The following is a 21,688-nucleotide window of genomic DNA, read 5'->3' on the forward strand; positions in this document are numbered from 1 at the left end:
TCCGGCACAGACAGAGAGACAGATATGGTAGACAGAAAGCAACTGCGCCAATGGGGCAGCAAGGTTATCGATATCGAAAAAGCGGCACTGGACAATCTGTACCAGTTTGTCGACAGTGATGCCTTTGCCGACGCCTGCGAGCTTATCCTGCGCTGCACCGGCAAGGTTATCGTGATGGGCATGGGCAAATCCGGCCACATTGGCAACAAGATTTCCGCCACTCTGGCAAGCACCGGCACCCCGGCCTTTTTTGTTCATCCGGGGGAGGCGAGCCACGGCGACTTGGGCGTGCTCAGCGACAACGACATAGTGTTGGCCATCTCCAACTCGGGGGAGTCCAGTGAAATTCTCACCCTGATGCCAGTGATTAAACGCCGTGGTATTCCTATCATCTCCATGACAGGCAAGCCTGAGTCCACCATGGCCAAGCATTCACTTTTGCACCTGTGTATCAAGGTGCCGGAAGAAGCCTGTCCGCTGGGGCTGGCCCCCACCTCATCGACTACGGCGACCCTGGTGATGGGTGATGCCCTGGCGGTTGCACTGCTGCAAGCCAAAGGTTTCACCAAGGACGACTTCGCCATGTCGCACCCCGGTGGCGCTCTGGGCCGCAAGTTGCTGCTTCACGTCAGTGATGTCATGCATAAAGGTGATGAGCTGCCGCTGGTACAGGATGATATTTGTATTACCGATGCCCTGTACGAAATCTCCAAGAAAGGCTTGGGGATGACGGCAATCGTTAACGCTTCAGGCGCTCTGGTCGGCATCTTCACCGACGGCGACCTTCGCCGGGTAATCGATGCACAAATCAATCTGCGTCAAACCAGTATTGCCGATGTGATGACCCGCAATTGCATCACCATTGGTGAGCACATACTCGCTGCCGAAGCGCTTAAACTCATGGATGAAAAAAATATCAACGGCCTGATTGTGATTGACGCCGGGCGACGCCCAATCGGTGCGCTCAACATGCTGGACATGGTTAAAGCAGGGGTTATCTGATGCACGAAGGACTCTACGGCCCCATTGATGATGCCATCTGGAACAAGGCCAAAGGTATCAAGCTGCTCATTTGCGACGTAGATGGGGTGTTTTCCGACGGCCGCATTTATCTGGGAAACCAGGGCGAAGAGCTTAAGGCATTCCATACCCGCGACGGCTATGGCGTTAAGGCCCTTCAAGGCGCCGGTGTCGCTGTTGCCGTGATCACCGGGCGCAAATCCCAGATTGTGGAAAACCGCATGACGGCCCTTGGGGTCGCTCATATCTATCAGGGTGTCGATAACAAGTTCGTGCCCTATGAGGAATTGCTCGACCTCTATGGTGTCAAGGCTGCCGAAGTGGCTTACATTGGCGACGATATGGTGGATTTGCCGGTCATGAAGGCCGTGGGACTGGGGGTTTGTGTAGCCGATGGTCATCCCTATGTTCGCCGACACGCCGACATGGTTACTACGCTGCCCGGTGGACACGGTGCCCTCAGAGAACTTGCCGACCTCCTGTTAATGAGCCAGGGCAAGTTTGATTCGGCCCACGGGATGAGCGTATGAACCGCGTCACCCTCGCCATCATTTTGCTGTTCGGCACCGCCCTCACGCTCTACTGGCAGGTGCAAAGCAAAAAGGCCAGCCAACCTCAACTCACAGACAGTGTGCAAAAGCCAGATTACGTGGCCACCGACCTTCGCAGTATCAGTTACAACGAGCAGGGCAAGTTGGAAAGCCGCGTCAGCGCCGCCTACATGGAACACTTCGATGGCGACGCGCAGACCCTGTTTACCCAACCTGTCTACACCCTGTTTCCCGAAGATGGTCAGGGTGAATGGCGCCTGACCGCCAAAACCGGCAAACTGGACAAAGCCAGTGACAAAGTCATGCTCGAAGAAGAAGTGCTGATTGAGGCGCTGACCATTGACGAGCCGCTGCAGCAGCTTAATACCAGTTATCTGGAGTTGGATCTCAAGACGATGATCCTCACCTCCGACAAAGAAATTATTATCAGCGGCAATAACTTCCACTTGAGCGGCCATGGCCTCTATGCTGATCTCAACGCCAAGGAAGTTAAGCTCTTAAGCAAGATTAAGGGAACCTATGAACCTAAATAAGTCGCTCATTCTGGTGCTGCTTTGCACCTGCAGCGCCGTGGCTTTTGCCAACACCAAGTTTGATTTGAGCCAGGAAGTAAAAATTGCCGCGGCCAACAGTTATGCCGACCTGAAAAACAAACGCATCGTTTACGAAGGCCCGGTTACCCTGACCCAGGGCAGCCTGGTGCTGAAGGCCGGAGAACTGAGCTCCTTTACCGACGAGAAAAGCGGCAAGCGTATTCTGCTCGCCAAGGGTAACCCTGCCACCTACAGCCAGCAGGTTGAAGATGGCCGCACAGTGCATGCCAGCGCCGAAGAAATCAGCTACAACATCGACAGTCGCGTTATGAGCCTCAAAGGCAACGCCAAGGTCGAGCAGGATGGCAGCCAGGTCAGTGCCGACTCCATCGTATACGACATCGAAAAGCAGCAGCTCACCTCCCAAAGCAGCGGTAAAAAAGACGACAGGGTTATCACCATCATCAAGCCCGAAAATTACCAGCAGGATCTGCAGGATAAGGGCAAGACAGAGCAACCTCAGCAAGAGAAACAACAATGACCCAACTGACCCTGAAGGCCAGTAATCTCGCCAAGAGTTACAAAAACCGCCAGGTTGTCAAAAACGTCAGCCTCACCGTCAACACCGGTCAGGTAGTCGGCTTGCTGGGCCCCAACGGCGCCGGAAAAACCACCACCTTTTACATGGTGGTCGGCCTGGTGCAGAGCGATAAGGGCAGCATACATATCAATGACGATGACCTGACGCTGGATCCCATGCACCTGCGGGCCCGCAAAGGCATTGGCTACCTGCCACAGGAAGCCAGCATCTTTCGCAAGCTCTCGGTGCGTGACAACATCATGGCCGTATTGCAGATGCGCAAAGAGCTGAATGCCGATGAGCGCGAAGAGTCGTTGGAGCAGCTGCTGGAAGAGTTTCACATCACCCACATTCGCGACAATCTGGGGATGTCACTCTCAGGTGGCGAACGTCGCCGGGTCGAGATTGCCCGGGCACTCGCCGCCAACCCCAGATTTATCCTGCTCGATGAACCCTTCGCCGGTGTTGACCCCATTTCCGTTATCGATATCAAAAAGATTATCGAGCAACTCAAAAATCGTGGCCTCGGAGTCCTTATCACCGACCACAACGTGAGGGAAACCCTCGATGTCTGCGAAAAGGCGTATATCGTCAGCCACGGTAATTTGATTGCTGAAGGCACCCCTGCCGAAATCCTCGACAATCAGCAGGTGCGTGCAGTGTACTTGGGTGAGCAATTCAGGCTATAGTTAATTAACAAAGCCCCCTTCTCATATCCGGAGAATCAGGGTGGTAAATCACCGGATAACCTGATAGAAAAGCTTTCTACCTGAATAATTTAGTGAAGGATTCGCAGTACAATGAAAGCGTCGCTCCAGCTAAAACTGGGACAACAACTCACAATGACGCCACAGTTGCAGCAGGCCATTCGCCTGCTTCAACTCTCTTCGCTTGAACTGCAACAGGAAATTCAGCAAGCCCTCGACGCCAATCCTCTGTTGGAAATGGACGACGAACTGGGCAGCGATCAGTTTGATGCCGATGACGGCGATAAAGAATTTGACGACCAGTTCAACCAGGAGTCCGTATCAGACGATGCCAGTGACACCGCCTCACTGGAAACTTCAGACGCCCTCAACCAACAGTCCATGCCAGACGAACTCCCGATGGACACCACCTGGGATGAAGTCTTTACGGCTGCCCCCGTCTCCGGCCCCGGGATCCGTGGCGAAGATGATATGCCGTTTCAGGGCGAAACCAGTGAAGGCCTGTACGAACATCTGGAATGGCAGAAAAATCTCACCCCTTTTTCCGATACCGATCTGGCCATTGCCACTGCCATCATAGATGCCATCGATGACAAGGGGTATCTGACCCAAAGTCTTGAAGAAATTCTCGAGGCCGTGGGCGATGAAGAGGTTGAGCTGGATGAAGTTGAGGCCGTACTCAAACGTATTCAGCATTTCGACCCCATCGGGGTGGCTGCCCGAGATTTGGCGGAGTGCCTGCTCATTCAGCTTGGGCAGTTTCCGCCAGACACCCCCCATCTGGACAATGCCAAGCTGCTTATCCGTGACCATCTGGATTTGATTGCCAACCGCGACTTCCGCACCCTGATGCGAAAAACCCGCCTCAAGGAAGAAGAGCTCAGAGACGCAATCGTCCTTATCCAGGGGCTGAATCCCCGTCCCGGCGAGTCTGTCACCAGTACCAAAGACGAGTATGTCATTCCCGATGTCTCGGTCAGTAAAAAAAATGGCCGTTGGGTTGTAGAGCTTAATCCCGATTGTATGCCTAAACTGAGTGTGAACCAGCAATATGCCGCCATGGCGCGCACCAGTCGTAATCAGGCCGACAGCCAGTTTATCCGCGGGCATTTGCAAGAGGCCAAGTGGTTTATCAAGAGTCTGGAGAGCCGCAACGACACCCTGCTGAAAGTCGCCAACTGCATAGTGCAGTTCCAGCAGGGCTTTTTTGAGTATGGTGAAGAGGCCATGAAACCCATGGTGCTCAACGATATCGCCGAAGCGGTAGAGATGCACGAATCCACCATCTCACGGGTTACCACCCAAAAGTACATGCATACCCCAAGGGGTATCTTTGAACTCAAGTATTTTTTCTCCAGCCACGTCGGGACCGAAGATGGCGGAGAATGCTCATCTACTGCCATCCGTGCCTTTATCAAGAAGCTGGTGGCAGCAGAAAATCAGAAGAAACCATTAAGCGACAGCAAAATGGCGGAACTTCTGGCAGAACAAGGAATCAACGTTGCAAGACGCACTATCGCCAAATACCGAGAGGCGATGCTGATCCCACCGTCGAACCAACGTAAGAGTTTATAACCCACCCAAGGTCTTTGGAGGAAAGTGTCTATGCAAATCAATCTGACTGGGCATCATATCGAAATCACTGATTCACTGCGTAACTACGTAGAGAGCAAGTTCTCCAAGCTTGAACGCCATTTCGAACAGATCAATAATGTCCACGTTGTTCTCAATGTTCAGAAATTGCAGCAAATCGCAGAAGCCAAGCTTCACCTCAACGGTGGCGAGGTATTCGCCACTTCAGAACATGAAGACATGTACGCCGCCATTGACGCCCTAATTGATAAATTGGACCGTCAGGTTATTAAACACAAAGAGAAACTGACCAAACATTAACGATGGAACTAAGTACCATCCTGGCGCCGGAGTGCACTAGCTGTGCCACTCCGGGCAGCAAGAAAAAGGTGCTGGAGCTGATTAGCGATCTCGCTGCTGCCCAGAATCCCTCCCTCTCGTCACAAGAGATATTCGAAAGCCTGCTGGCCCGTGAAAAAATGGGCAGCACTGGTATTGGCAATGGTATTGCCATTCCCCATGGCCGCCTTGGCACCATAGACAAGCCTGTGGCTGTGCTTATCAAGTGTGAAGAAGCCATAGGTTATGACGCCATTGATAAGCAGCCGGTGGATATTCTGTTTGCTTTGCTGGTGCCGTCGGACCAGTGTCAGCAACATCTCAGCACCCTGGCCGCCATGGCCGAAAAGCTGAATGACAAGCAGATCCTCAAGCAGCTGCGCAAGAGTCACGATGAAAAGGAACTTTATCAGGTAATCACCGGATGAAACTCGTTATAGTCTCCGGGCGCTCAGGCTCCGGAAAGTCGGTAGCCCTCAGGGTACTGGAAGACTTGGGCTACTACTGCGTCGATAATTTGCCACTGCAGCTGATTGGGCCACTGCTTGCCCAGCTTAAGGGCAATAACGACAAGGTCGCCATCAGTATCGATATCCGCAATATGCCGGAGCAGGAAAAGGCCCTCGAAAAAGAGCTGGCAAGGCTCCCCGAAGGCGTAGAGCTCACCAGCTTTTTCCTTAACTCCAGCGACAAGGTGCTGCTGAAACGCTACAGCGAAACCCGCCGTTTGCATCCCTTGTCCCGCAGCAAGGTCTCACTGCAGGAAGCCATCAAGCTTGAAGGCAAGATGTTGGCCCCCATCTCCAACATGGTCGACCACTTCATAGATACCTCCAATCTGAATGTCTACGAACTGGCCGATGCCGTCAGGCAAATATTGCTTGGCCGCACCGACAAAGAGCTGGTGATCATCTTCGAATCCTTCGGCTTCAAGCATGGCATGCCCACAGAAGCGGATTTTATGTTTGACGCCCGCTTTCTGCCCAATCCCCATTGGGAACCGGAGCTTAGGCCCCTTACAGGTCTGGATGAGCCGGTTAAGCTGTTTTTAGAGCGCCAGGTCCTGGTCAACAAGTACATCTGGCAAATCGAAAACCTGCTGGAAACCTGGTTGCCCCACCTCGAGCGCAATAACCGCAGTTACCTCACCATCGCCATTGGCTGCACCGGTGGTCAACACCGCTCTGTGTACATCGCCGAGCAGCTTGCCAAACGCTTCGCCAACTCTCACCACAAGGTTGAGGCCCGCCACCGGGAACTGAATGCCAAAACTTGAACGTGACGTCACCATAGTCAATAAGCTGGGCCTGCACGCCCGTGCCGCCACCAAACTGGCGGTATTGGCATCGGAATTCAAGGCCAGTGTAACCCTGGTTCAGGGCACCAAACAGGCCTCGGCCGCCAGCGTACTGGGCCTCTTGATGCTTGAGTCCGGCATGGGAAAAACCATCCATATTATTGCCGAAGGTGAGGACGCAGAGCAGGCCATGGATGCCGTGTGTAACCTCATCAACGCCCGCTTCGACGAAGACTGCTGAGCCGGCTTCGTTTCGTCCATCCCCTTAAATTTGCTAATATATCTCCCAATTCATCTCTTGGGGGAAAGCGATGGCTGTCGAACTTCTTGATAACGAACAAACCGAGCTGCTGCTGAATCGGCTCAACGAAGCCCTGGGCAGCGGCATGTTTGTGCACGTGCGCCAGATGCTGCTTAACATGGCGGCGTCCGACATCGCCCTGGTGCTCGAATCCTCTCCCCCCCGCACCCGTCAGGTACTGTGGCAACTTATCGACCCTGAGCTTGCCGGTGAAGTGCTCGAAGAGCTCGGCGAAGAGATGAAAGACAAGTTTATCCGCCAGATGAGCCCGGAGCGTTTGGCCCGTGCGGCAGCGGGGCTGGATACTGACGATCTGGCCTATATTCTGCGCTCCCTGCCCGACAGCCTCTATAAGCAGGTGCTGCAGTCCATGTCGATTCAGGACCGCAGCCGCGCCGAGCAGGCGCTCTCCTACCCGGAAGAGACCGCCGGCGGCATCATGAATACCGACACGGTCACCATACGCCCCGATGTGAATGTGGACGTGATTTTGCGCTACCTGCGCCAGCTCGGTTCTCTTCCCGAGGCCACAGACATGCTCTATGTCGTGGACCGGCACGATGTGCTGCTCGGGGCGGTGCGGCTGACCGCCTTGCTCACCTGCAACCCCTCCATGCCCATTCGTGAGCTGATTGATGCCGATATCGAAGGCATTCCGGCGAGCATGTCGGATACCGAGGTCGCGGCCCTGTTTGAGCGCCACGACTGGGTGTCGGCCCCCGTAATAGACGCAGAAGGCAAACTGCTGGGGCGCATCACCATCGACGATGTGGTGGATGTTATTCGGGAGGATGCCGAACACTCCATGATGGGGATGGCCGGCATGGACGATGATGAAGATACCTTTGGCCCCGTCCTGAAAAGCAGTTTCCGCCGCTCCCTGTGGCTGACGGTCAATCTGTTCGCCGCCCTGCTGGCGGCCTCGGTCAGCAATATGTTCGAGTCTACCCTGGAACAGTTCGCCACCATCGCCATCCTGATGACCATAGTGCCCAGCATGGGCGGTGTGGCAGGCAATCAAACTCTGGCATTGGTGATAAGGGGCATGGCGCTGGGTCACATAGGCCAAAGCAACTCCCGCTGGCTCATCGGCAAGGAGCTCGCCATCGGCTTTCTCAACGGCTTACTCTGGTCAATTTTGGTATTTGTGGCCATTTGGCTGTGGAAAGGCGATCTGGCCCTTGGGGCATTGATAGGCGGCGCCATGTTGATCAACATGACTGTGGCAGGGCTCGCCGGCGCCAGCATTCCCTTGCTGCTTAAACGACTTAAAATTGACCCGGCGCTGGCTGGTGGTATGGTGCTGACCACAGTCACAGACGTGATAGGGTTGTTTGCCTTTTTAGGTTTGGCAACGGCATTTTTAATGCGCTGAAGCGTCACCGGGCAATGGGGTGTACTGTACGACTTGCTGGCAATCACACCAGCGAACCTGGGGCTGCATCGCCAGGGTTAACACTGAGATGCACTCTTTCTCGGTCACCACCAAAAACTCCCGTGGTGAATGGTGGCTGCTGGCCATAAAGCCGCTGCGCAAGCTTTCCTGCTCGAGCCAGCCCCCCTCTGACACCTCATATAACCAACCGTTGGACAGGCTCAGTTCTGCCCAGTATTCCAGCAGATCGCCCTCATCCAACACCCTGAACCCCAATAGCTTTTCAAATGTAAGCTCACAGCATTGGCCTTCGATGTTGAGCGAAACCTTCAATCCGCGATCCTGGTAATGCAAAAACAGCAAGCGCACATTGTCGCCAAGACGTTCCACTGCCAGTGCAACTCCACGAGGATGACCCATAGCGCCGGACTCCTTGATAAAAGTTACTTTTCATTTAAATGATTTATTTTTTATCTTGCAAGTCCGGCAACACAATCAGCGTGGCGCGGCAAACCCATAATCGCTGAGAATGGCCTGTCCGGCAGGGGACAAAATGTAGTCGGCCAGCGCCCTGGCACGCCCATCTATCACCAACAGCCCATAGTCGGCGCCCACCGCCAAATTGTCCGGTAAAGGCACCAACTGCAGCTCGGCATATTCTTTACTGGCCAGACGACCATTGGTGCAGTAGGTCAAAAAGATATCCGCCTGGCGGGTTTTCATCACATGGGCATAGGGGTTTACGCCCTTGGGCGGTTTGGCACTGTTTGGCCCACCTGTAAGCTGCAGTGCCTTGGTTTTGAGTCTTGCCTCGGCGCCGGGTGTCACAGTTTCTGCCAACTCAAAGACCCGAAAGGCATAGTCACCGGAGGGGTCCGCCTTGGGTGTGGAAGTCCCAACACGCACATCGGCTGACAACATGCGCTCAAGCAAGGTTGCCGGGGTCAGCGAAATTTCCGGCTGCGCCAGCGCACAAAGCTGGTTGCGGGCAAAGGGTTGCACCTTGTCTCCCATCCCTTTGGCCATGAGGGTTTGCGGATGTTTCATATTGGCAGAGGCAAACAGGTCAACTTTTTCACCGGACTCAATACGCTCCCTGAGCAGCCCAGAAGGACCAAACTGGGCCACAACAGTTTGCCCCCTGTCTTTTTCAAAGGCCTGCACTATGTCGCCCATGGCGGCTTTAAGACTGCCCGCGGCGCGCAGCTCCAGAGGTTCATTGGCCATGGCGCAGCCAATGGAGGTCAGTAATGATATGAGCAGCAGAGATTTTTTCATTATTCATCCGTGATATTGGTGAGGAGAAAGGCCCAAGCTGGCCTTCGCAGGTCTTATAACAGGGTCCCAAGCAAAACCCAGTACCAAAACGCTGGCAAGGAGCAGGATCACAACCCGCGACCTATCAAACTTTGGTTTGACCCAGTAATGCAGCGCCACGCCAATAAAAAAGGGAGGCAGAGCCTCCCTTTGAATCGGTGCATGCTAACCCGGACTTAGCCGATAGGAGTCAGAATAATCTCTACGCGGCGATTTTGCGCGCGGCCTTCGGCTGTGGCGTTGGACGCGATGGGGCTGGCTTCGCCCATACCCTGGGTGGAAACACGCGCGGCGGCAACGCCCTTGCTCAGCAGGTAATTGCCCACTTCAGAAGCGCGAACCTGAGACAGGCGCAGGTTATAGCTGTCGGCGCCACTGGAATCGGTATAACCCAGCACATTCAAACGTGTCTTACTGTACTCTTTGGCCACCAGCGCCACTGAGTCCAGTACCTGCATGGCGCGTGGGCTCAGGTCAGTCTTGTCAACGGCGAAAGTCACGTCGTTTGGCATGTTCAGTATGATGTTGTCACCACTGCGGGTCACGCTGACACCGCTGGCCTGCAACTGCTGACGCAGCTTGGTTTCCTGCACGTCCATGTAGTAGCCGATACCGCCACCCACGGCCGCACCGGAAGCGGCACCAATCAGGGCACCTTTACCGCGATCGCTCTTGCTGGAAGAGGCCACGCCTACGGCGGCACCGGCAACGGCACCTATGATGGCGCCGGTGGTGGCTTTGGCTGTTTGCTGCTCGTTGGTATAGGGGTTCACTGTGCTGCAACCAGTGCCCATGGCCGCCAGGGTAAATACGCCAGTCAGGGTCAGAATTGCTTTCTTGTTCATGGAAATACCTCTTGTCATTTTTACGTCCAGTATAACGACTGCAAGATGACTGGCAACTGAACGTTGTGCGTTTGGCCATTGCTTACCCGATTTACCTTGCCAGGCACCAACTTGGGGCAAGGTGCCCTTAAATCAGGCAAATCCAACCCTCGCCCTGACATAAATAAATCATAAACATTTGATATTAATGCCATTAGCAAATTGACATCAAAGTTGCATACCTCTTTGTAGGTGTTGAATAAAGGAGTCGAACATGAAGTACCTGACATCTGTATTTAACCACTTGAGATCAGAGTGGCACTACATTGGGTCTGCTGGCGTCAGTCAGTGGGAACTGGGACGAGAGGTAAAATTCAGGAGGACAGGATTATGATCATGTCCGCAGCATATGAGACCCGACGTCAGGAAGCCGTTACAGCGGTACTGGAAGGCGGCCGTCTGCCATCTGAAGTCGCCAGGGATCACGGCATTGCCAGCAAGACCCTGCTCAAATGGATCCGGGAATCATATCAATCCCGCAGTAGCCGCCAATCGAGGATCATGCAGGAAATTGAAACTCTGGAGATCCGGCTCTCCAGTCTCAAGCGAGAAATAGACAAGCTACAAGCCTTCAGCATGTGAATCCCGTATGCCAGGCACATGGCAAGTCAGGTTAAGGATAGGGATGACACACTGTCCTTCCAGGCCCGGGTCATGTGCCTGCGACCCATTGGGCCTGGATAGCTCTCGACCCTGAATCCTGCGGCTTTCAAATCCCGCTTGAACTGCCCATTGGCACAGTAGCTGACCAATAGCCCCTCTGGCGAAAGCGCATTGAACAGGTTAATGAAGTTTTCTGCTGCCCACAGTTCGGGTTGCTTGGCGGGGGCGAAGGCGTCGAAGTAAATCAGGTCAAAGCTTTCGGGAGAAAACCGCTGCTCCTCGAGCCTGCTACGGATTTTATGGAGCCTGAACCTGTGCAGTTCGGTTTCACTATCCCACGGCGCCTGATGCAGCGCACTGAAGCGCCGGGCAAGGGTATGGCGGTCGCCATAGCCGCCCAGTGCCGCCAAACAGTCTACATAATTCAGCGCGGCCACTATGTCATCATCCAGCGGAAACGGCTCCAGGGTGGTGAAATGGGTCTCAAGTTCCAGGGCTCCGGCCTTTTGCTGGGTCAGGAGCACATTCAGCCCGGTACCAAAACCCACTTCCAGTATTCTCAGCGTGCGCTTTCGTGCCGCCATGGGAACCAGGCCTGCCTCTATATACACATACACAGACTCGGTCAGCGCCCCTTTAAAAACGTGATAGCTCTCATCGAGCAAGCTGTTAACCAGAGTGTGTGAGCCGTCTGCCGTGACTTCTAACTTGATGTTCATGCGAGGAAATACTGGATTAATGACGATAAAAACCAGAGGATTTTAGGCAATTGCGCCATGAATTTCCATGGCGCAAAAAAGGGGTTCAGAGGTTCCGCAGGTGGCTTTGCAGCTGAAAACACAGCTCAACATATAAAATGGCTTCGGCCTTACCCACCTGGAAATCCCTGGCATGGGCAACCTTGTTTCGCAGCCGGCGCAGCTCGGTAAAGAGCTTGCCCTTGGCGGTATCCAGTTTTTGCCCCATCACCAAGAGCTCCCCCATGTGTTTGTATGGTGTATCAGGGCTTAAGGACAAGCCCGGATTATCCCGGCGCAGCAATGTCTCGGCGGCGTCCTCCACTTCGGCCCAGGCGCCCAGAATGGCAGAGTTGGGCAGGTTTTCCACGGCGGCAATCAGCTGCGCCTTGCGATCAGACACCAGTTCGGGGAATGCCTGACGCGCATCTCGGCTCGCGACCTTGAGCTCTTCACCGAATTCCATTTCAAAGTCTTTGTACCTGAGCTTTCGTGCCTGGGGCAGCAAGGCAACCAGCGGCGCCCTGAGCAAGGCGCAGAGGATAAGCACTATCAAAGGCCAGATAAGAATATCCAGCAGTGACAGGGTAAATTCCATCCAGTTCAAGGGGGCTCTCCATGCAGGTGTTTCAGGGCGCAGGCACTAGCGGCCAACATGCCCTTTGGGCGGACAACATGATGCCAGCGACGGCTTCAGGCTGCAAAGGCCTTGTGCAAAGCCAAGTTAAAAGCGCTTGTGCAAATCCAAGTTAAAAGCGCTTGTGCAAAGCTAAGTTAAAAGGGCTCAGGTAAAAGTACTTGGGTCAGATCCACACCTGTCGGGCGTAATGGCGTTTAAGCTGCTTATCGCTGGCGGCTTCCAGCTTCCAGCGGGCCAGACCGTTAAAACGGCAAAACTCAGCCAACGCCTGCTCCATGGGCACTAAAAAAGGCTTAAGGGAACCTGACTTATCATAGGCGGCGTCTTCCAGCGTCAGACGTCTTAAGCGCAGCAATCCCTTATCCCGGTCGGCCTTGACATCCACCCGCCCAACGAAGGTATCGCCCCAGAGTATGCCCAGACTGTAGTAACCAAATCGCCGCTTGGGTTCGGGCACATACACCTCTATCTGGTAATCAAAGTCGAACCACTGTTTCAGGCGATTTCGCTGGATAAGCAGGTTATCGAAGGGGTTGAGCAGCCATACCCGTGAAGGCAACTGCACAGGCGCAATACTGTGCCTGAAATACCTGAGCTTACCGTCGCTGACAAAGCTAGCCAGTTCTCCATTTTCGAGCATATCGTCGATGACTTTTTTCACCAGCGGCTGCACATTGCGGCGCAAATAACAGACTTCTGCCAGGCTGCCATGGCCATGGGCATCCAAAAAGCGCTGCACCAGATAACGGCCGTATTCATCATCGCTGGGTACCCTGTCATCCACACTGGCTGGCAACACCCGCTCGGTTAAGTCGTATACCTTCTGGAACCCGTCACGGCGGGTCACCATCAGCTCGCCTTCCATAAAAAGTTGCTCCAGCGCCTTCTTCGCGGGTTTCCAGTCCCACCAGGCACCGGCCTTACCCGCTGGCGCCTCAAAGTCCGATGCCTTCTGCGGCCCCTCAGCCCGTATACGACTCAGTACTTCACGCATCTCCTTGCTGTCACGCTCGAACCAATGTCGCTCACCGTTCCGAAGTGCCAACTTTCTTGGCAGGCTGAAACGGTAGTCGCTCATCGGTAAATAAGCGGCCGCATGGGACCAGTACTCAAATATCGACTTGTCGGCAATGGCAGCGGCAAGCGCCTCGGGTCGAAAATCGGCCAGACGGCTGTGAAGCACATGGTCGTGGGCCCGTGCTGCCACCTGAATGGAATCAATCTGCACATAACCCAGGCGGGTAATGCAATCTGTCACGTCTCTTGGCGCATCAATAAGTCCCTGTGCGGCGATGTTGATGGCGCGCCACTCGGCGGCAGAAAAGGGGGAAGCGTTTTTCAGGGTCATGGCGCTGTCGAAAGGGCTGTGATGACTTCATCTTGCCGACGAATGCCCTCCACCGCAAGGGAAGCGACCAGCGCGTCAGCTCACCTCGGCGCTGCGCTGCAAAGTGGCCGGTAAGCCTTCACACCAGCCACAGTTCAGGCGCGATGGAAAATTTGTTTCAGCTTGATTTTCACCGAGCGCCAATGGGTCATGGGCACTGTGGGCGAGTCGGCCAGTACCCGGTCCAAATCCACCTCGGCCAGACTGACCTCGCCGCCGTGTGCCAGCAGCACCCGCTTAGGTGCCAGGCATTTGAGTTTCATTAACGAGCTCTTGTAGCGGTTGGGATAAAACAGCGGAAAAGGCGGGATGTACCTGCCCTTTACCTTCACCAGGAGATCGGCCACATAGGCACAGCCTTCTTCCTCATGGAGCAACACCAGATCCCGGTCGGTATGGCCGGGACAATGAAACACCCGCCACTCGGGGAAATCCGGTAAGCGGCTGTCGTCCGAAAGCAAAATATCGGCCTCGAGCCTGCGGGAATACCAGAGCCAGCGCATCGGCTTACCAAGGCGTTTGGCAACCCAGGCAGCGAGCGCCATATCGGTGAGATGCATAGCCACGCCATCCAGCCCCCGGTACCAGTGGCCGGGAACATCGGCGGCGGCAATGCGGGCGCCGGTTTTTGCCCTCAGGGCATGTGCGCCACCGGCATGATCCGGGTGCATATGGGTCACCACCACCAGCTTGAGTTCAGCCAGCGCACGCTTGAGCTTATGGCGAATAAAATGGCACACCAGCGCCACATCGGCCCGGCAACAGCCGTCCAGCAGCACCAGCCCCTGGGGGTGCTCGGCAAGATAAATGGTCTGGATATGGCCCTTGAGCCGGTGAAGCTTGTACATAATCATTCCCTGAACCATGGAAAGATGATTATGGACAAACTCATCAGACCACTCAAGCCCACCCAAGACGCAGGAAGGTGCCTCTTTAGTCGACGTCCTTTAATACCTGAGCCCACAGGCTCAGATTTCTCCATTGACTCAAGCGTGCCATGGCTGCGCCCGAGCGTTGCCAACAACGCTTGTCTCCCCCCGGCGGCACCGGTAAAGTAACCGACATAACCAGGCCCTCTTAAACATCCAATTGGGCATTCAGGGATGGAACAGGCACCACTGTGCTCACTCATTCGCATAAACAGGGAAGCACTATGCAACGCGGTAAACTGGTCAGATGGAACGACGAACGGGGTTTTGGTTTTATCAAACCAGAGCTGGACGGCACTGGCGATGTGTTTATTCACATCTCGTCACTGAAACAGATGAGCCGTGCTCCACGTGTCGGCGACATCATAGTGTTTCAATTGGAAACCTCATCAGACGGCAAACAGCAAGCCGGTATTGCCCGTATCGAAGGGGTGGCTATCAAACCCGCCTCACCAATCAAAGCCCGCAAATCAGCAACGACCTTTCCATTGGGTAAACTGTTAAAGGGCGTGGTACTGATAGCCTTGATAGCCTTCGCCGTGCCCAAATTAGCCCCGCTGGTGGAAGGCTTTACCTCCCAGGATACCCACTATTCACTGCCGCCCATGGAGACCGAGGCCATAGTGCCGGAACGATACCCAGAGCCAGTGTTTCGCTGCGAAGGCAAAACCCACTGCAGTGAGATGCGCTCCTGTGCCGAAGCCACCTTCTATCAAAACAATTGTCCTGGCACGAAAATGGACGGTGACAACGACGGCATCCCCTGTGAATCCCAATGGTGTGGTCATTAAACAGCGGGGTGGCCATGAAACAGCGGCTTAATCGCGCCCAGACAGCGTTCGCCACGCCCATACAACAAGATGCAGCGCCAGCAGGCCAGTCCAGGCGATACAAAACGCCAACAAGGTCAGAGACTCCACACTGGTAATACTGTCCCAAAAGAGCAGATACCAAAGCGGCCAGCCAAGCATGCAAAGCCCCGTGAGCATCAGCATGCAGCGCTTGCAGCGGCCAATCTTCTGGCGAAAAACAGACGAGATACAATCCTCACAAGCCATGGAAAGACTCCATAATTGCCCGGTTTACGGCGATAAAAAAACAGGAAAACACCGTCCCGGGGCGGACGCGTGTTAAAGTGGGCCCACGTTCATTGCTACCGTTTCAACATGACTGAACAAGCCCTGCTTTACAGCTTCCGTCGCTGCCCCTACGCCATGCGCGCCCGTATGGCGCTGATATTTTGCCAGTTACCCATCAGAGTAAGGGAAGTCGCCCTGAAAGATAAGCCCGCCGAGTTACTGGCACTCAATCCCAAGGGCACGGTTCCTGTTCTGGTGAGTGGCGACACCCTGCTGACCGAAAGCCTGGATATCATGTTGTGGGCCACAAAGCAGTCCAGCCAAGCCGCAGCGACCGCTCTCAGGCAACAATTACCTGCCGCGTTGGCCCTGATAACTGCCAACGACGAAGGCTTTAAGCCCTGGCTCGACAAATACAAATACTTTGACCGCCATCCCCAATTCGACCAGAGCTATTACCGCGACAACGCCTGCGAATTTATCGCCGGCCTGGATGACCGGCTCAGCCAAAGCACCATGTTACTGGGTGAGGAGATAAGCCTGGCGGATTTGGCGATTTTCCCCTTTGTGCGTCAGTTTGCGGGGGTAGAACCCGGCTGGCTCGACACCAATTACCCCAAGGTCGCGCGCTGGCTGGATAATCACCTGGCATCAAAGGCGTTTGCAGCTTGTATGTACAAGTATCCCCTCTACCAGCAGCAAGGCGACACTTTGCCTTTGGTGCTGATGACCGGGTAGCGAGTATGCCACAGCCGCCCTGCCAGCGAGTGTGACAGGGATGCCCGGTTCACAACGACAGGATAAGGAAGCACATGAAAGCCGCCCTGGAAGCCGAACTGAAAACCACCCAAAAAGCCATGGCTATGACCCAATGGATTGGCGCTACAGGCCATATCCTGCTGGGGCTTGGCCTCTACGGTATCTTTACCGGTGAGGCCGCATTTCACCCTTTTCTGAGTGACCCCATTCACTGTTATGCCCTGCTCAGCATTGGCGGCATGATTGCCCTCTGGGAAGGCCTGCGGATCATTAAACTGGCGAGGCACAAACAAAAGCTTAAAAATCAGCTCCAGCAACTGTCAGAGCCCAACCGGGATTAAGGCTTATGGGGATCCGATGACAGCTCCTGCAGACTGAAGCCCTCTGCGGCCGGCACAAGATGATAGAGCACATCGAACCTGTCTTCGGGGATATGGCGCTCAATGCCGGTCAGGAGTTTGAGTAACTCAGGCGTGGTGTTGCTGTGACCGGCCACGACAACTGTGCCATCCAGCGTACTCAGCTGCGCCGCCAACTGTGCCAAGTCAGCGGGGTCGTAACTCTCTACCGTCACACCTGTCGCCTTGGCCAGCGGCGCTATGGTTTCCTGGGTGCGGCGATAATCCGTGGAATAGAGCCGGATGTTTTCGCCGGTCGATGGCGCCCTGAGGATAAGCCCGGCAATACGCTGTGCCCGCTCTTTGCCCGCGTCGGTCAGCGCAGGCTCTTTCCCCGGCGCCTTTTCACCGTGGCGAAACAGCCAGATATCGGCGGCCCAGCCCGGGCTGGCAAGCACGCTCAAGAGCAGACCAAGCCCGGTTAAGGCGAATGCCATCCTGTTTTTGTTTTTCAACATCTTACATTCCTCCGCGTCGCCAACCCTGAATCGCTCAACATCAAGGCTGCCCCATGACTGGGGGCAGCCTTGAAGCTTAACGGCCCGGCTTAACGGCCACAAGCCGCACTGTGCCCAGCAGCAAGTATTGGCGGCTTGCGCAAAAATCCGACTCAAGATGGAGACCCAGCTCCCTTTTCTGTATGGATTCCAACAACCTGATGGGTCATTGTTGTTATACTCTCGGTGGCATTGTGACAAGGAGTAGTAGATGACCAACCCACTGCGGACCTTTGCGTCGCTGTACAGCACCACCCTCTTGACGGTGCTGGCCGGTGGCCTGTTAACCACCTATCTCGGCCTTAAGCTGTCGGCCATGCAGGTGCCCCAGATTTGGATTGGTGCCATGATGTCGGCCTACTACGCGGGTCTGGTGGCGGGCTCCAAGATTGGCCATAAGCTCATCGCCCGGGTGGGCCATATTCGCGCTTTTGTGGCCAGTGCCGGTATAGTCACCGCCTCCGCCCTGGGGCATGCCTTGGTAGACGACCTCTCGATTTGGATTGTGCTGCGCCTCTTGGTCGGCCTTGGCATGATGTGCCAGTACATGGTGCTGGAGAGCTGGCTTAACGAGCAGGCCGACAACAGCCAGCGCGGCACCGTGTTCGCAAGCTATATGATTGTCTCTTATCTGGCACTGATTTTGGGTCAGGGCGCCATCAGCCTCTATCCGGATTTGGGGCTGGAGCCACTCTTGCTTATCGCCATCTGTTTTGCCCTGTGCATAGTGCCCATCGCCCTCACCCGCCGCATTCACCCGGCGCCCCTGATACCCGCGCCCCTCAATGTGACCCACTTCTTCAAAAAGGCGCCACAGGCACTCACCACGGTTGCCATTGGCAGCATGATTGTGGGCTCCTTTTACGGTTTGGCCCCTGCCTACGCCAGTAATCTGGGGCTGGACCCGCAGCAGGTGGCGAGCTTTATGACCGCCACCATAGCCGCCGGTCTGCTGGCCCAGTGGCCCATGGGCAAGCTGTCGGACCGGATGTCCCGCAGCCGATTGATTCGTACCAACTGCCTGCTGCTTGGGGTGCTCACCCTCGGCATTGCCATTACCCCCTATCAGCCCACGGTGGCGCTGGTGATGACCTTCCTGTTCGGCATACTCGGCTTTACCCTGTACCCGCTGGCCACGGCGCTGGCCAACTCGCGGGTGGAGCAAAGCGAGCGGGTGGGGCTGTCTGCCACCATTTTGCTTACCTTCGGCCTTGGCGCCTGTATCGGCCCCCTGATTGCCTCGACCCTGATGCAGTGGCTGGGCAACAGCATGCTCTACGGCTTTATGTCGGCCTGCACCCTGGTACTCTTTGCCGGGCTTAACTACATCAATGCCCGTCAGAAAGCGGAAGAGCCTTCCACCAACGACTACATCATGGCCACCGGCGACCTGGTATCGTCACCCCTGGCCGCCGCCCTCGACCCCCGTGTGGATATCGAATCTGTGCAGGAGCAGATGACCCCCACCATAGACACCGGTGAGGCCAGCGCGGCAGATGAAGACTCAAGGGATACGGGCGCCAGCGATACGCTTGATGACCTCGATGACCTCGATAACAAAAACGGTGACAGTGACAGTGACAGCGACGCAGGCATCGACAAAGACGCGGACAACGACTCAGCCACCAATCCCTTTATCCGCGAGCAGGACTTTATCGCCGAGCCCGAGCCCAGCGATGAGGCAGATGTGTCAAAGGTGATGGAAGCACAGAAAATCGCCGATGAGGTCGACGACAGGGAAAACGCCCCCAGCAAGCAGAGCTGATTCTTTCATTGAGAGTGGCTCTTAGAGTGGCTATGAGAGAGCGGCTTTTAGAGTGGCACTGAGAGAGTGGCTATGAGAGAGCAGCTTTTAGAGTGGCACTGAGAGAGTGGCTATGAGAGAGCGGCTTTGAAAGTGGCTATGAGAGAATGGCTTTGAAAGTGGCTATGAGAGAATGGCTTTGAAAGTGACACTGAGAGCGTGGCTTTGACAGTGGCACTGAGAGCGTGCCACGCAGAGAGAGTAGCCATTTCCAGCGTGGCCATTATCTAGAGAAGCAAGGACTCATCTATGGGATGAAAGCGGCTTGCCGCCTCCATCAGGGATTTTGCGGTGAGCGCAGGCACACCATACACCTCAGCCTCGACGGCGTATTTTTGCCTTATCTTCGAAAGCAAGAGCGCAAAGTCCCCATCGCCGGACAGCAGTATCACGCAATCCACCCCGGGCGCGGTCTCCAGCACATCTATGGTGATCCCCACATCCCAATCACCCTTGGCCGAGCCATCGCTGCGCTGAATAAAGGGCTTGAGCTTAAGCTCAAACCCTATATGCCTCATGGCATCCTGAAACTTTAACTGGCCATCGTCACCCCGATGAATGGCGTAGGCAAAGGCGCTGACAATCTCCCCCTCGCCACTTACCTGCTGCCAGAGTTTGCGATAGTTAAACTGGCGCTGATACGCCTCACGGCAGGTGTAATAGATGTTTTGTACATCGACAAACAAGGCGATTTTTTTCACGGGCGATTCTTATAACAGGCCGATTCATAGTAAAGACGAGTAGGCTTTCAGCATTCGGCTGTCAGCGGCGAGACTCTGCGCACTTTAGCACAGGTAGAAACTGATGGCGCGCACCGAACAAGCTGCACCTGCTTTAATCCACAGGCCTCAACACAAACGACAGCAGTCAGCCCTACGCCTGTGGCTCGCCAAAAAAACACTCGATATCGCTGGTGCCACAGTATTATTGAGGCGCGTCTTTATATTTTTCTGGCGAATATTCCAGGCATTCATCCAGGGTTAATTTAATAATCCAGGCAAGAGGTTTTATAATCACAACGCTGACTAAAATTAAACCAACTGAATACACAACACCTTAATAGCACGATAAAAGTTCAATACGCCATAAAGAGCTTGGCGAGCCACTGCCATCTTACTAATTAAAAATACAAAAACCCGATACCACCAATTAATAACAACTTGATAAAAACCACAAAATAAAGCCGGTATCATGCTGATATTGTTGAGCTTTTCATTATACTCACTCTAAATAATCACATAGTAAATACCTGCAACCTTGATAGCTTAAAAAAAAGACGCAGCACGACTCAGGCACTTTGCCTAACGGGTTAAAACACCCTAAAGCTTAAATCAATCTTAAATTAAACTGCAGGATTTTTAATATTCAGCGCTTTCTTATTAATGCGACTTTTATCACCATTGACATGAACTAACATGACGCTATGATGCCTGCCATTCGGTGATCAAAATAGAGATGGAATAAATGAAAAAGTTATTCATTATGCTGGCGATGTTTTTTGCCGTCAGCCTGGCAACCAGCCCCGTGGTGGAAGCAAAAAAATTCGGCAGCAATAAATCTGCCGGTAAGACTCAGGAAACGGCACAGTCGCAGCCTGCGGCCACCAATACCACTGCCACCAATACCACCAATACCACTGCTGCGCCTGCCACGGCAGCACCTGCGGCTAAAAAAGGCATGATGGGCGGTATGCTCGGCGGCCTGCTGGCGGGTGGCTTACTGGCGGCACTCTTTATGGGCGAAGGTTTTGAAAACATCCAGATTATGGACATAGTGATCATCGCCTTGCTTGCCTTCGTGCTGTTTAAAGTCATCCGCATGCTGATGGCCTCCAAAGCACAGGCGCAGCCAAGACCAGCCTATTCAGGTGTAGGGCAAGCCAGCGCCGCGCCTGGCCAGGACCTTTATCGCCAGCAGTCTGAGCCTGCCGCCTTTGGTGGCCATAGCGGCAACAGCGGTTTTGCCCAGCCCCACAGCACAGTGCCATTTCACTTGCCGCCGGGTTTCGATTTAGCCGCCTTTTTGGAAGGCGCCCGCGGCCACTACAAAACCCTGCAACAGGCCTGGAATGAGGGCGATCTGAACAAAATTCAGGAATACGTGTCGATTGAGCTCTTTAACGAACTCAGCCAGCAACGCCGTGAACTCGATGGCCAGCAGCACACCGAAGTGATGTTCCTCGACGCCGAACTGGTGCGCGCCACCTACAACAACGAGCTTGCCGAAGTGAGCGTAAAATTCAGCGGCCGCTACCGCGATGCCGTTGAAGGGGTAGAAGAAGACATCAAAGAAGTCTGGCATTTGGAGCGTAACCTGATCCAGGCCAACGCCCCCTGGCTGATTGTGGGCATCCAGCAATAAAAGCGCGCAGTAGCATGC

The 21,688-nt window shown here is 54.6% G+C and carries 27 protein-coding genes; 17 read left to right on the forward strand and 10 right to left on the reverse strand.

Annotated elements, in window-relative coordinates:
• The first annotated feature begins 24 nt into the window (after window positions 1-24).
• The 11 genes from JQC75_RS15855 (at window position 25) to mgtE (ending at window position 8,275) form a co-directional block, all read left to right on the forward strand.
• Complete coding sequence (locus JQC75_RS15855) at window positions 25-1,002, forward strand: KpsF/GutQ family sugar-phosphate isomerase (protein WP_203324991.1); 978 nt, start codon at window positions 25-27, stop codon at window positions 1,000-1,002.
• Window positions 1,002-1,550 carry a 3-deoxy-manno-octulosonate-8-phosphatase KdsC gene (gene kdsC, locus JQC75_RS15860; RefSeq protein WP_380797652.1) on the forward strand — a complete coding sequence of 183 codons (549 nt, stop codon included), beginning with the start codon at window positions 1,002-1,004 and terminating at the stop codon, window positions 1,548-1,550. The genes JQC75_RS15855 and kdsC overlap by 1 nt, the downstream gene beginning before the upstream one ends.
• Window positions 1,547-2,104 carry an LPS export ABC transporter periplasmic protein LptC gene (lptC, locus tag JQC75_RS15865; protein WP_203324992.1) on the forward strand — a complete coding sequence of 186 codons (558 nt, stop codon included), beginning with the start codon at window positions 1,547-1,549 and terminating at the stop codon, window positions 2,102-2,104. Before kdsC ends, lptC begins: the two co-directional genes overlap by 4 nt.
• On the forward strand, window positions 2,091-2,645 hold the full coding sequence (gene lptA / locus JQC75_RS15870) for a lipopolysaccharide transport periplasmic protein LptA (protein WP_203324993.1): 555 nt from the start codon (window positions 2,091-2,093) through the stop codon (window positions 2,643-2,645). Before lptC ends, lptA begins: the two co-directional genes overlap by 14 nt.
• A complete protein-coding gene (lptB, locus tag JQC75_RS15875; protein WP_203324994.1) occupies window positions 2,642-3,373 on the forward strand; it encodes an LPS export ABC transporter ATP-binding protein in 732 nt (243 codons plus the stop codon). Before lptA ends, lptB begins: the two co-directional genes overlap by 4 nt.
• A gap of 111 nt (window positions 3,374-3,484) precedes the next feature.
• The gene (locus JQC75_RS15880; protein ID WP_203324995.1) at window positions 3,485-4,966 is read left to right on the forward strand and encodes an RNA polymerase factor sigma-54; all 1,482 of its coding nucleotides are present in this window, start codon (window positions 3,485-3,487) and stop codon (window positions 4,964-4,966) included.
• Window positions 4,967-4,996: 30 nt separating this feature from the next.
• Window positions 4,997-5,284, forward strand: coding sequence for a ribosome hibernation promoting factor (hpf, locus tag JQC75_RS15885; protein ID WP_011761196.1), 288 nt, complete (start codon window positions 4,997-4,999; stop codon window positions 5,282-5,284).
• 2 nt (window positions 5,285-5,286) lie between these two features.
• Window positions 5,287-5,730 carry a PTS IIA-like nitrogen regulatory protein PtsN gene (ptsN, locus tag JQC75_RS15890; protein ID WP_203324996.1) on the forward strand — a complete coding sequence of 148 codons (444 nt, stop codon included), beginning with the start codon at window positions 5,287-5,289 and terminating at the stop codon, window positions 5,728-5,730.
• The gene (gene rapZ, locus JQC75_RS15895) at window positions 5,727-6,578 is read left to right on the forward strand and encodes an RNase adapter RapZ (protein WP_203324997.1); all 852 of its coding nucleotides are present in this window, start codon (window positions 5,727-5,729) and stop codon (window positions 6,576-6,578) included. The genes ptsN and rapZ overlap by 4 nt, the downstream gene beginning before the upstream one ends.
• Window positions 6,565-6,840, forward strand: coding sequence for an HPr family phosphocarrier protein (locus JQC75_RS15900; protein WP_203324998.1), 276 nt, complete (start codon window positions 6,565-6,567; stop codon window positions 6,838-6,840). Before rapZ ends, JQC75_RS15900 begins: the two co-directional genes overlap by 14 nt.
• Window positions 6,841-6,910: 70 nt before the next feature.
• Window positions 6,911-8,275 (forward strand): magnesium transporter, encoded by a 1,365-nt coding sequence (gene mgtE / locus JQC75_RS15905; RefSeq protein WP_203324999.1) that lies wholly within the window; start codon window positions 6,911-6,913, stop codon window positions 8,273-8,275.
• On the opposite strand, the gene JQC75_RS15910 is transcribed toward mgtE, so the two are convergent.
• The 3 genes from JQC75_RS15910 to JQC75_RS15920 form a co-directional block, all read right to left on the reverse strand.
• Window positions 8,264-8,695, reverse strand: a complete 432-nt coding sequence (locus tag JQC75_RS15910) for a hypothetical protein (RefSeq protein ID WP_203325000.1) — start codon at window positions 8,693-8,695, stop codon at window positions 8,264-8,266. The genes mgtE and JQC75_RS15910 overlap by 12 nt on opposite strands.
• A 75-nt stretch (window positions 8,696-8,770) precedes the next feature.
• Complete coding sequence (locus JQC75_RS15915) at window positions 8,771-9,502, reverse strand: molybdate ABC transporter substrate-binding protein (RefSeq protein ID WP_283165563.1); 732 nt, start codon at window positions 9,500-9,502, stop codon at window positions 8,771-8,773.
• Between the two features lie 266 nt (window positions 9,503-9,768).
• Window positions 9,769-10,437, reverse strand: coding sequence for a YiaD family glycine zipper/OmpA-like lipoprotein (locus JQC75_RS15920; protein WP_203325002.1), 669 nt, complete (start codon window positions 10,435-10,437; stop codon window positions 9,769-9,771).
• A gap of 375 nt (window positions 10,438-10,812) precedes the next feature.
• Between JQC75_RS15920 and JQC75_RS15925 the strand changes: the two genes are divergently transcribed.
• The gene (locus JQC75_RS15925) at window positions 10,813-11,058 is read left to right on the forward strand and encodes a transposase (protein ID WP_203325003.1); all 246 of its coding nucleotides are present in this window, start codon (window positions 10,813-10,815) and stop codon (window positions 11,056-11,058) included.
• A gap of 26 nt (window positions 11,059-11,084) precedes the next feature.
• On the opposite strand, the gene mnmC2 is transcribed toward JQC75_RS15925, so the two are convergent.
• From mnmC2 to JQC75_RS15945, 4 genes are all read right to left on the reverse strand, one after another.
• Window positions 11,085-11,798 carry a tRNA (5-methylaminomethyl-2-thiouridine)(34)-methyltransferase MnmC2 gene (gene mnmC2 / locus JQC75_RS15930; protein ID WP_203325004.1) on the reverse strand — a complete coding sequence of 238 codons (714 nt, stop codon included), beginning with the start codon at window positions 11,796-11,798 and terminating at the stop codon, window positions 11,085-11,087.
• A gap of 85 nt (window positions 11,799-11,883) precedes the next feature.
• The gene (locus tag JQC75_RS15935; RefSeq protein WP_239002163.1) at window positions 11,884-12,414 is read right to left on the reverse strand and encodes a hypothetical protein; all 531 of its coding nucleotides are present in this window, start codon (window positions 12,412-12,414) and stop codon (window positions 11,884-11,886) included.
• A gap of 205 nt (window positions 12,415-12,619) precedes the next feature.
• Window positions 12,620-13,804, reverse strand: coding sequence for a winged helix-turn-helix domain-containing protein (locus JQC75_RS15940; RefSeq protein WP_203325006.1), 1,185 nt, complete (start codon window positions 13,802-13,804; stop codon window positions 12,620-12,622).
• Window positions 13,805-13,938: 134 nt separating this feature from the next.
• Window positions 13,939-14,691: an MBL fold metallo-hydrolase gene (locus JQC75_RS15945; RefSeq protein WP_203325007.1), complete on the reverse strand. Its 753-nt coding sequence runs from the start codon at window positions 14,689-14,691 to the stop codon at window positions 13,939-13,941.
• A gap of 305 nt (window positions 14,692-14,996) precedes the next feature.
• Between JQC75_RS15945 and JQC75_RS15950 the strand changes: the two genes are divergently transcribed.
• Window positions 14,997-15,563 (forward strand): excalibur calcium-binding domain-containing protein, encoded by a 567-nt coding sequence (locus JQC75_RS15950; protein WP_203325008.1) that lies wholly within the window; start codon window positions 14,997-14,999, stop codon window positions 15,561-15,563.
• Between the two features lie 27 nt (window positions 15,564-15,590).
• Here JQC75_RS15950 and JQC75_RS15955 read toward each other — a convergent pair whose 3' ends face one another.
• Window positions 15,591-15,830 (reverse strand): DUF3624 domain-containing protein, encoded by a 240-nt coding sequence (locus tag JQC75_RS15955; protein WP_203325009.1) that lies wholly within the window; start codon window positions 15,828-15,830, stop codon window positions 15,591-15,593.
• A 108-nt stretch (window positions 15,831-15,938) separates the two neighbouring features.
• On the opposite strand from JQC75_RS15955, the gene JQC75_RS15960 reads away from it, so the two are divergent.
• Complete coding sequence (locus JQC75_RS15960) at window positions 15,939-16,589, forward strand: glutathione S-transferase (RefSeq protein WP_203325010.1); 651 nt, start codon at window positions 15,939-15,941, stop codon at window positions 16,587-16,589.
• 74 nt (window positions 16,590-16,663) lie between these two features.
• Window positions 16,664-16,951, forward strand: coding sequence for a hypothetical protein (locus tag JQC75_RS15965; protein ID WP_203325011.1), 288 nt, complete (start codon window positions 16,664-16,666; stop codon window positions 16,949-16,951).
• On the opposite strand, the gene JQC75_RS15970 is transcribed toward JQC75_RS15965, so the two are convergent.
• On the reverse strand, window positions 16,948-17,466 hold the full coding sequence (locus JQC75_RS15970) for a SixA phosphatase family protein (RefSeq protein WP_239002026.1): 519 nt from the start codon (window positions 17,464-17,466) through the stop codon (window positions 16,948-16,950). The genes JQC75_RS15965 and JQC75_RS15970 overlap by 4 nt on opposite strands.
• A gap of 250 nt (window positions 17,467-17,716) precedes the next feature.
• On the opposite strand from JQC75_RS15970, the gene JQC75_RS15975 reads away from it, so the two are divergent.
• Window positions 17,717-19,270: an MFS transporter gene (locus JQC75_RS15975; protein WP_239002027.1), complete on the forward strand. Its 1,554-nt coding sequence runs from the start codon at window positions 17,717-17,719 to the stop codon at window positions 19,268-19,270.
• 266 nt (window positions 19,271-19,536) lie between these two features.
• Here JQC75_RS15975 and JQC75_RS15980 read toward each other — a convergent pair whose 3' ends face one another.
• The gene (locus JQC75_RS15980; protein WP_203325012.1) at window positions 19,537-20,010 is read right to left on the reverse strand and encodes a LabA-like NYN domain-containing protein; all 474 of its coding nucleotides are present in this window, start codon (window positions 20,008-20,010) and stop codon (window positions 19,537-19,539) included.
• Between the two features lie 763 nt (window positions 20,011-20,773).
• Between JQC75_RS15980 and JQC75_RS15985 the strand changes: the two genes are divergently transcribed.
• A complete protein-coding gene (locus tag JQC75_RS15985; protein WP_203325013.1) occupies window positions 20,774-21,670 on the forward strand; it encodes a Tim44 domain-containing protein in 897 nt (298 codons plus the stop codon).
• Window positions 21,671-21,688: the final 18 nt, after the last annotated feature.

This window comes from Shewanella litorisediminis (assembly GCF_016834455.1).
Classification (GTDB): Bacteria; Pseudomonadota; Gammaproteobacteria; order Enterobacterales; family Shewanellaceae; genus Shewanella; species Shewanella litorisediminis.

What these genes read in the sequence shown, in the direction of transcription:
- JQC75_RS15855 (WP_203324991.1), top strand. Translation starts at nt 25, where the DNA reads ATGGTAGACAGAAAGCAACTGCGCCAATGGGGCAGCAAGGTTATCGAT.
- kdsC (WP_380797652.1), top strand. Translation starts at nt 1,002, where the DNA reads ATGCACGAAGGACTCTACGGCCCCATTGATGATGCCATCTGGAACAAG.
- lptC (WP_203324992.1), top strand. Translation starts at nt 1,547, where the DNA reads ATGAACCGCGTCACCCTCGCCATCATTTTGCTGTTCGGCACCGCCCTC.
- lptA (WP_203324993.1), top strand. Translation starts at nt 2,091, where the DNA reads ATGAACCTAAATAAGTCGCTCATTCTGGTGCTGCTTTGCACCTGCAGC.
- lptB (WP_203324994.1), top strand. Translation starts at nt 2,642, where the DNA reads ATGACCCAACTGACCCTGAAGGCCAGTAATCTCGCCAAGAGTTACAAA.
- JQC75_RS15880 (WP_203324995.1), top strand. Translation starts at nt 3,485, where the DNA reads ATGAAAGCGTCGCTCCAGCTAAAACTGGGACAACAACTCACAATGACG.
- hpf (WP_011761196.1), top strand. Translation starts at nt 4,997, where the DNA reads ATGCAAATCAATCTGACTGGGCATCATATCGAAATCACTGATTCACTG.
- ptsN (WP_203324996.1), top strand. Translation starts at nt 5,287, where the DNA reads ATGGAACTAAGTACCATCCTGGCGCCGGAGTGCACTAGCTGTGCCACT.
- rapZ (WP_203324997.1), top strand. Translation starts at nt 5,727, where the DNA reads ATGAAACTCGTTATAGTCTCCGGGCGCTCAGGCTCCGGAAAGTCGGTA.
- JQC75_RS15900 (WP_203324998.1), top strand. Translation starts at nt 6,565, where the DNA reads ATGCCAAAACTTGAACGTGACGTCACCATAGTCAATAAGCTGGGCCTG.
- mgtE (WP_203324999.1), top strand. Translation starts at nt 6,911, where the DNA reads ATGGCTGTCGAACTTCTTGATAACGAACAAACCGAGCTGCTGCTGAAT.
- JQC75_RS15910 (WP_203325000.1), bottom strand. Translation starts at nt 8,695, where the DNA reads ATGGGTCATCCTCGTGGAGTTGCACTGGCAGTGGAACGTCTTGGCGAC.
- JQC75_RS15915 (WP_283165563.1), bottom strand. Translation starts at nt 9,502, where the DNA reads ATGGCCAATGAACCTCTGGAGCTGCGCGCCGCGGGCAGTCTTAAAGCC.
- JQC75_RS15920 (WP_203325002.1), bottom strand. Translation starts at nt 10,437, where the DNA reads ATGAACAAGAAAGCAATTCTGACCCTGACTGGCGTATTTACCCTGGCG.
- JQC75_RS15925 (WP_203325003.1), top strand. Translation starts at nt 10,813, where the DNA reads ATGTCCGCAGCATATGAGACCCGACGTCAGGAAGCCGTTACAGCGGTA.
- mnmC2 (WP_203325004.1), bottom strand. Translation starts at nt 11,798, where the DNA reads ATGAACATCAAGTTAGAAGTCACGGCAGACGGCTCACACACTCTGGTT.
- JQC75_RS15935 (WP_239002163.1), bottom strand. Translation starts at nt 12,414, where the DNA reads ATGGAATTTACCCTGTCACTGCTGGATATTCTTATCTGGCCTTTGATA.
- JQC75_RS15940 (WP_203325006.1), bottom strand. Translation starts at nt 13,804, where the DNA reads ATGACCCTGAAAAACGCTTCCCCCTTTTCTGCCGCCGAGTGGCGCGCC.
- JQC75_RS15945 (WP_203325007.1), bottom strand. Translation starts at nt 14,691, where the DNA reads ATGTACAAGCTTCACCGGCTCAAGGGCCATATCCAGACCATTTATCTT.
- JQC75_RS15950 (WP_203325008.1), top strand. Translation starts at nt 14,997, where the DNA reads ATGCAACGCGGTAAACTGGTCAGATGGAACGACGAACGGGGTTTTGGT.
- JQC75_RS15955 (WP_203325009.1), bottom strand. Translation starts at nt 15,830, where the DNA reads ATGGCTTGTGAGGATTGTATCTCGTCTGTTTTTCGCCAGAAGATTGGC.
- JQC75_RS15960 (WP_203325010.1), top strand. Translation starts at nt 15,939, where the DNA reads ATGACTGAACAAGCCCTGCTTTACAGCTTCCGTCGCTGCCCCTACGCC.
- JQC75_RS15965 (WP_203325011.1), top strand. Translation starts at nt 16,664, where the DNA reads ATGAAAGCCGCCCTGGAAGCCGAACTGAAAACCACCCAAAAAGCCATG.
- JQC75_RS15970 (WP_239002026.1), bottom strand. Translation starts at nt 17,466, where the DNA reads ATGTTGAAAAACAAAAACAGGATGGCATTCGCCTTAACCGGGCTTGGT.
- JQC75_RS15975 (WP_239002027.1), top strand. Translation starts at nt 17,717, where the DNA reads ATGACCAACCCACTGCGGACCTTTGCGTCGCTGTACAGCACCACCCTC.
- JQC75_RS15985 (WP_203325013.1), top strand. Translation starts at nt 20,774, where the DNA reads ATGAAAAAGTTATTCATTATGCTGGCGATGTTTTTTGCCGTCAGCCTG.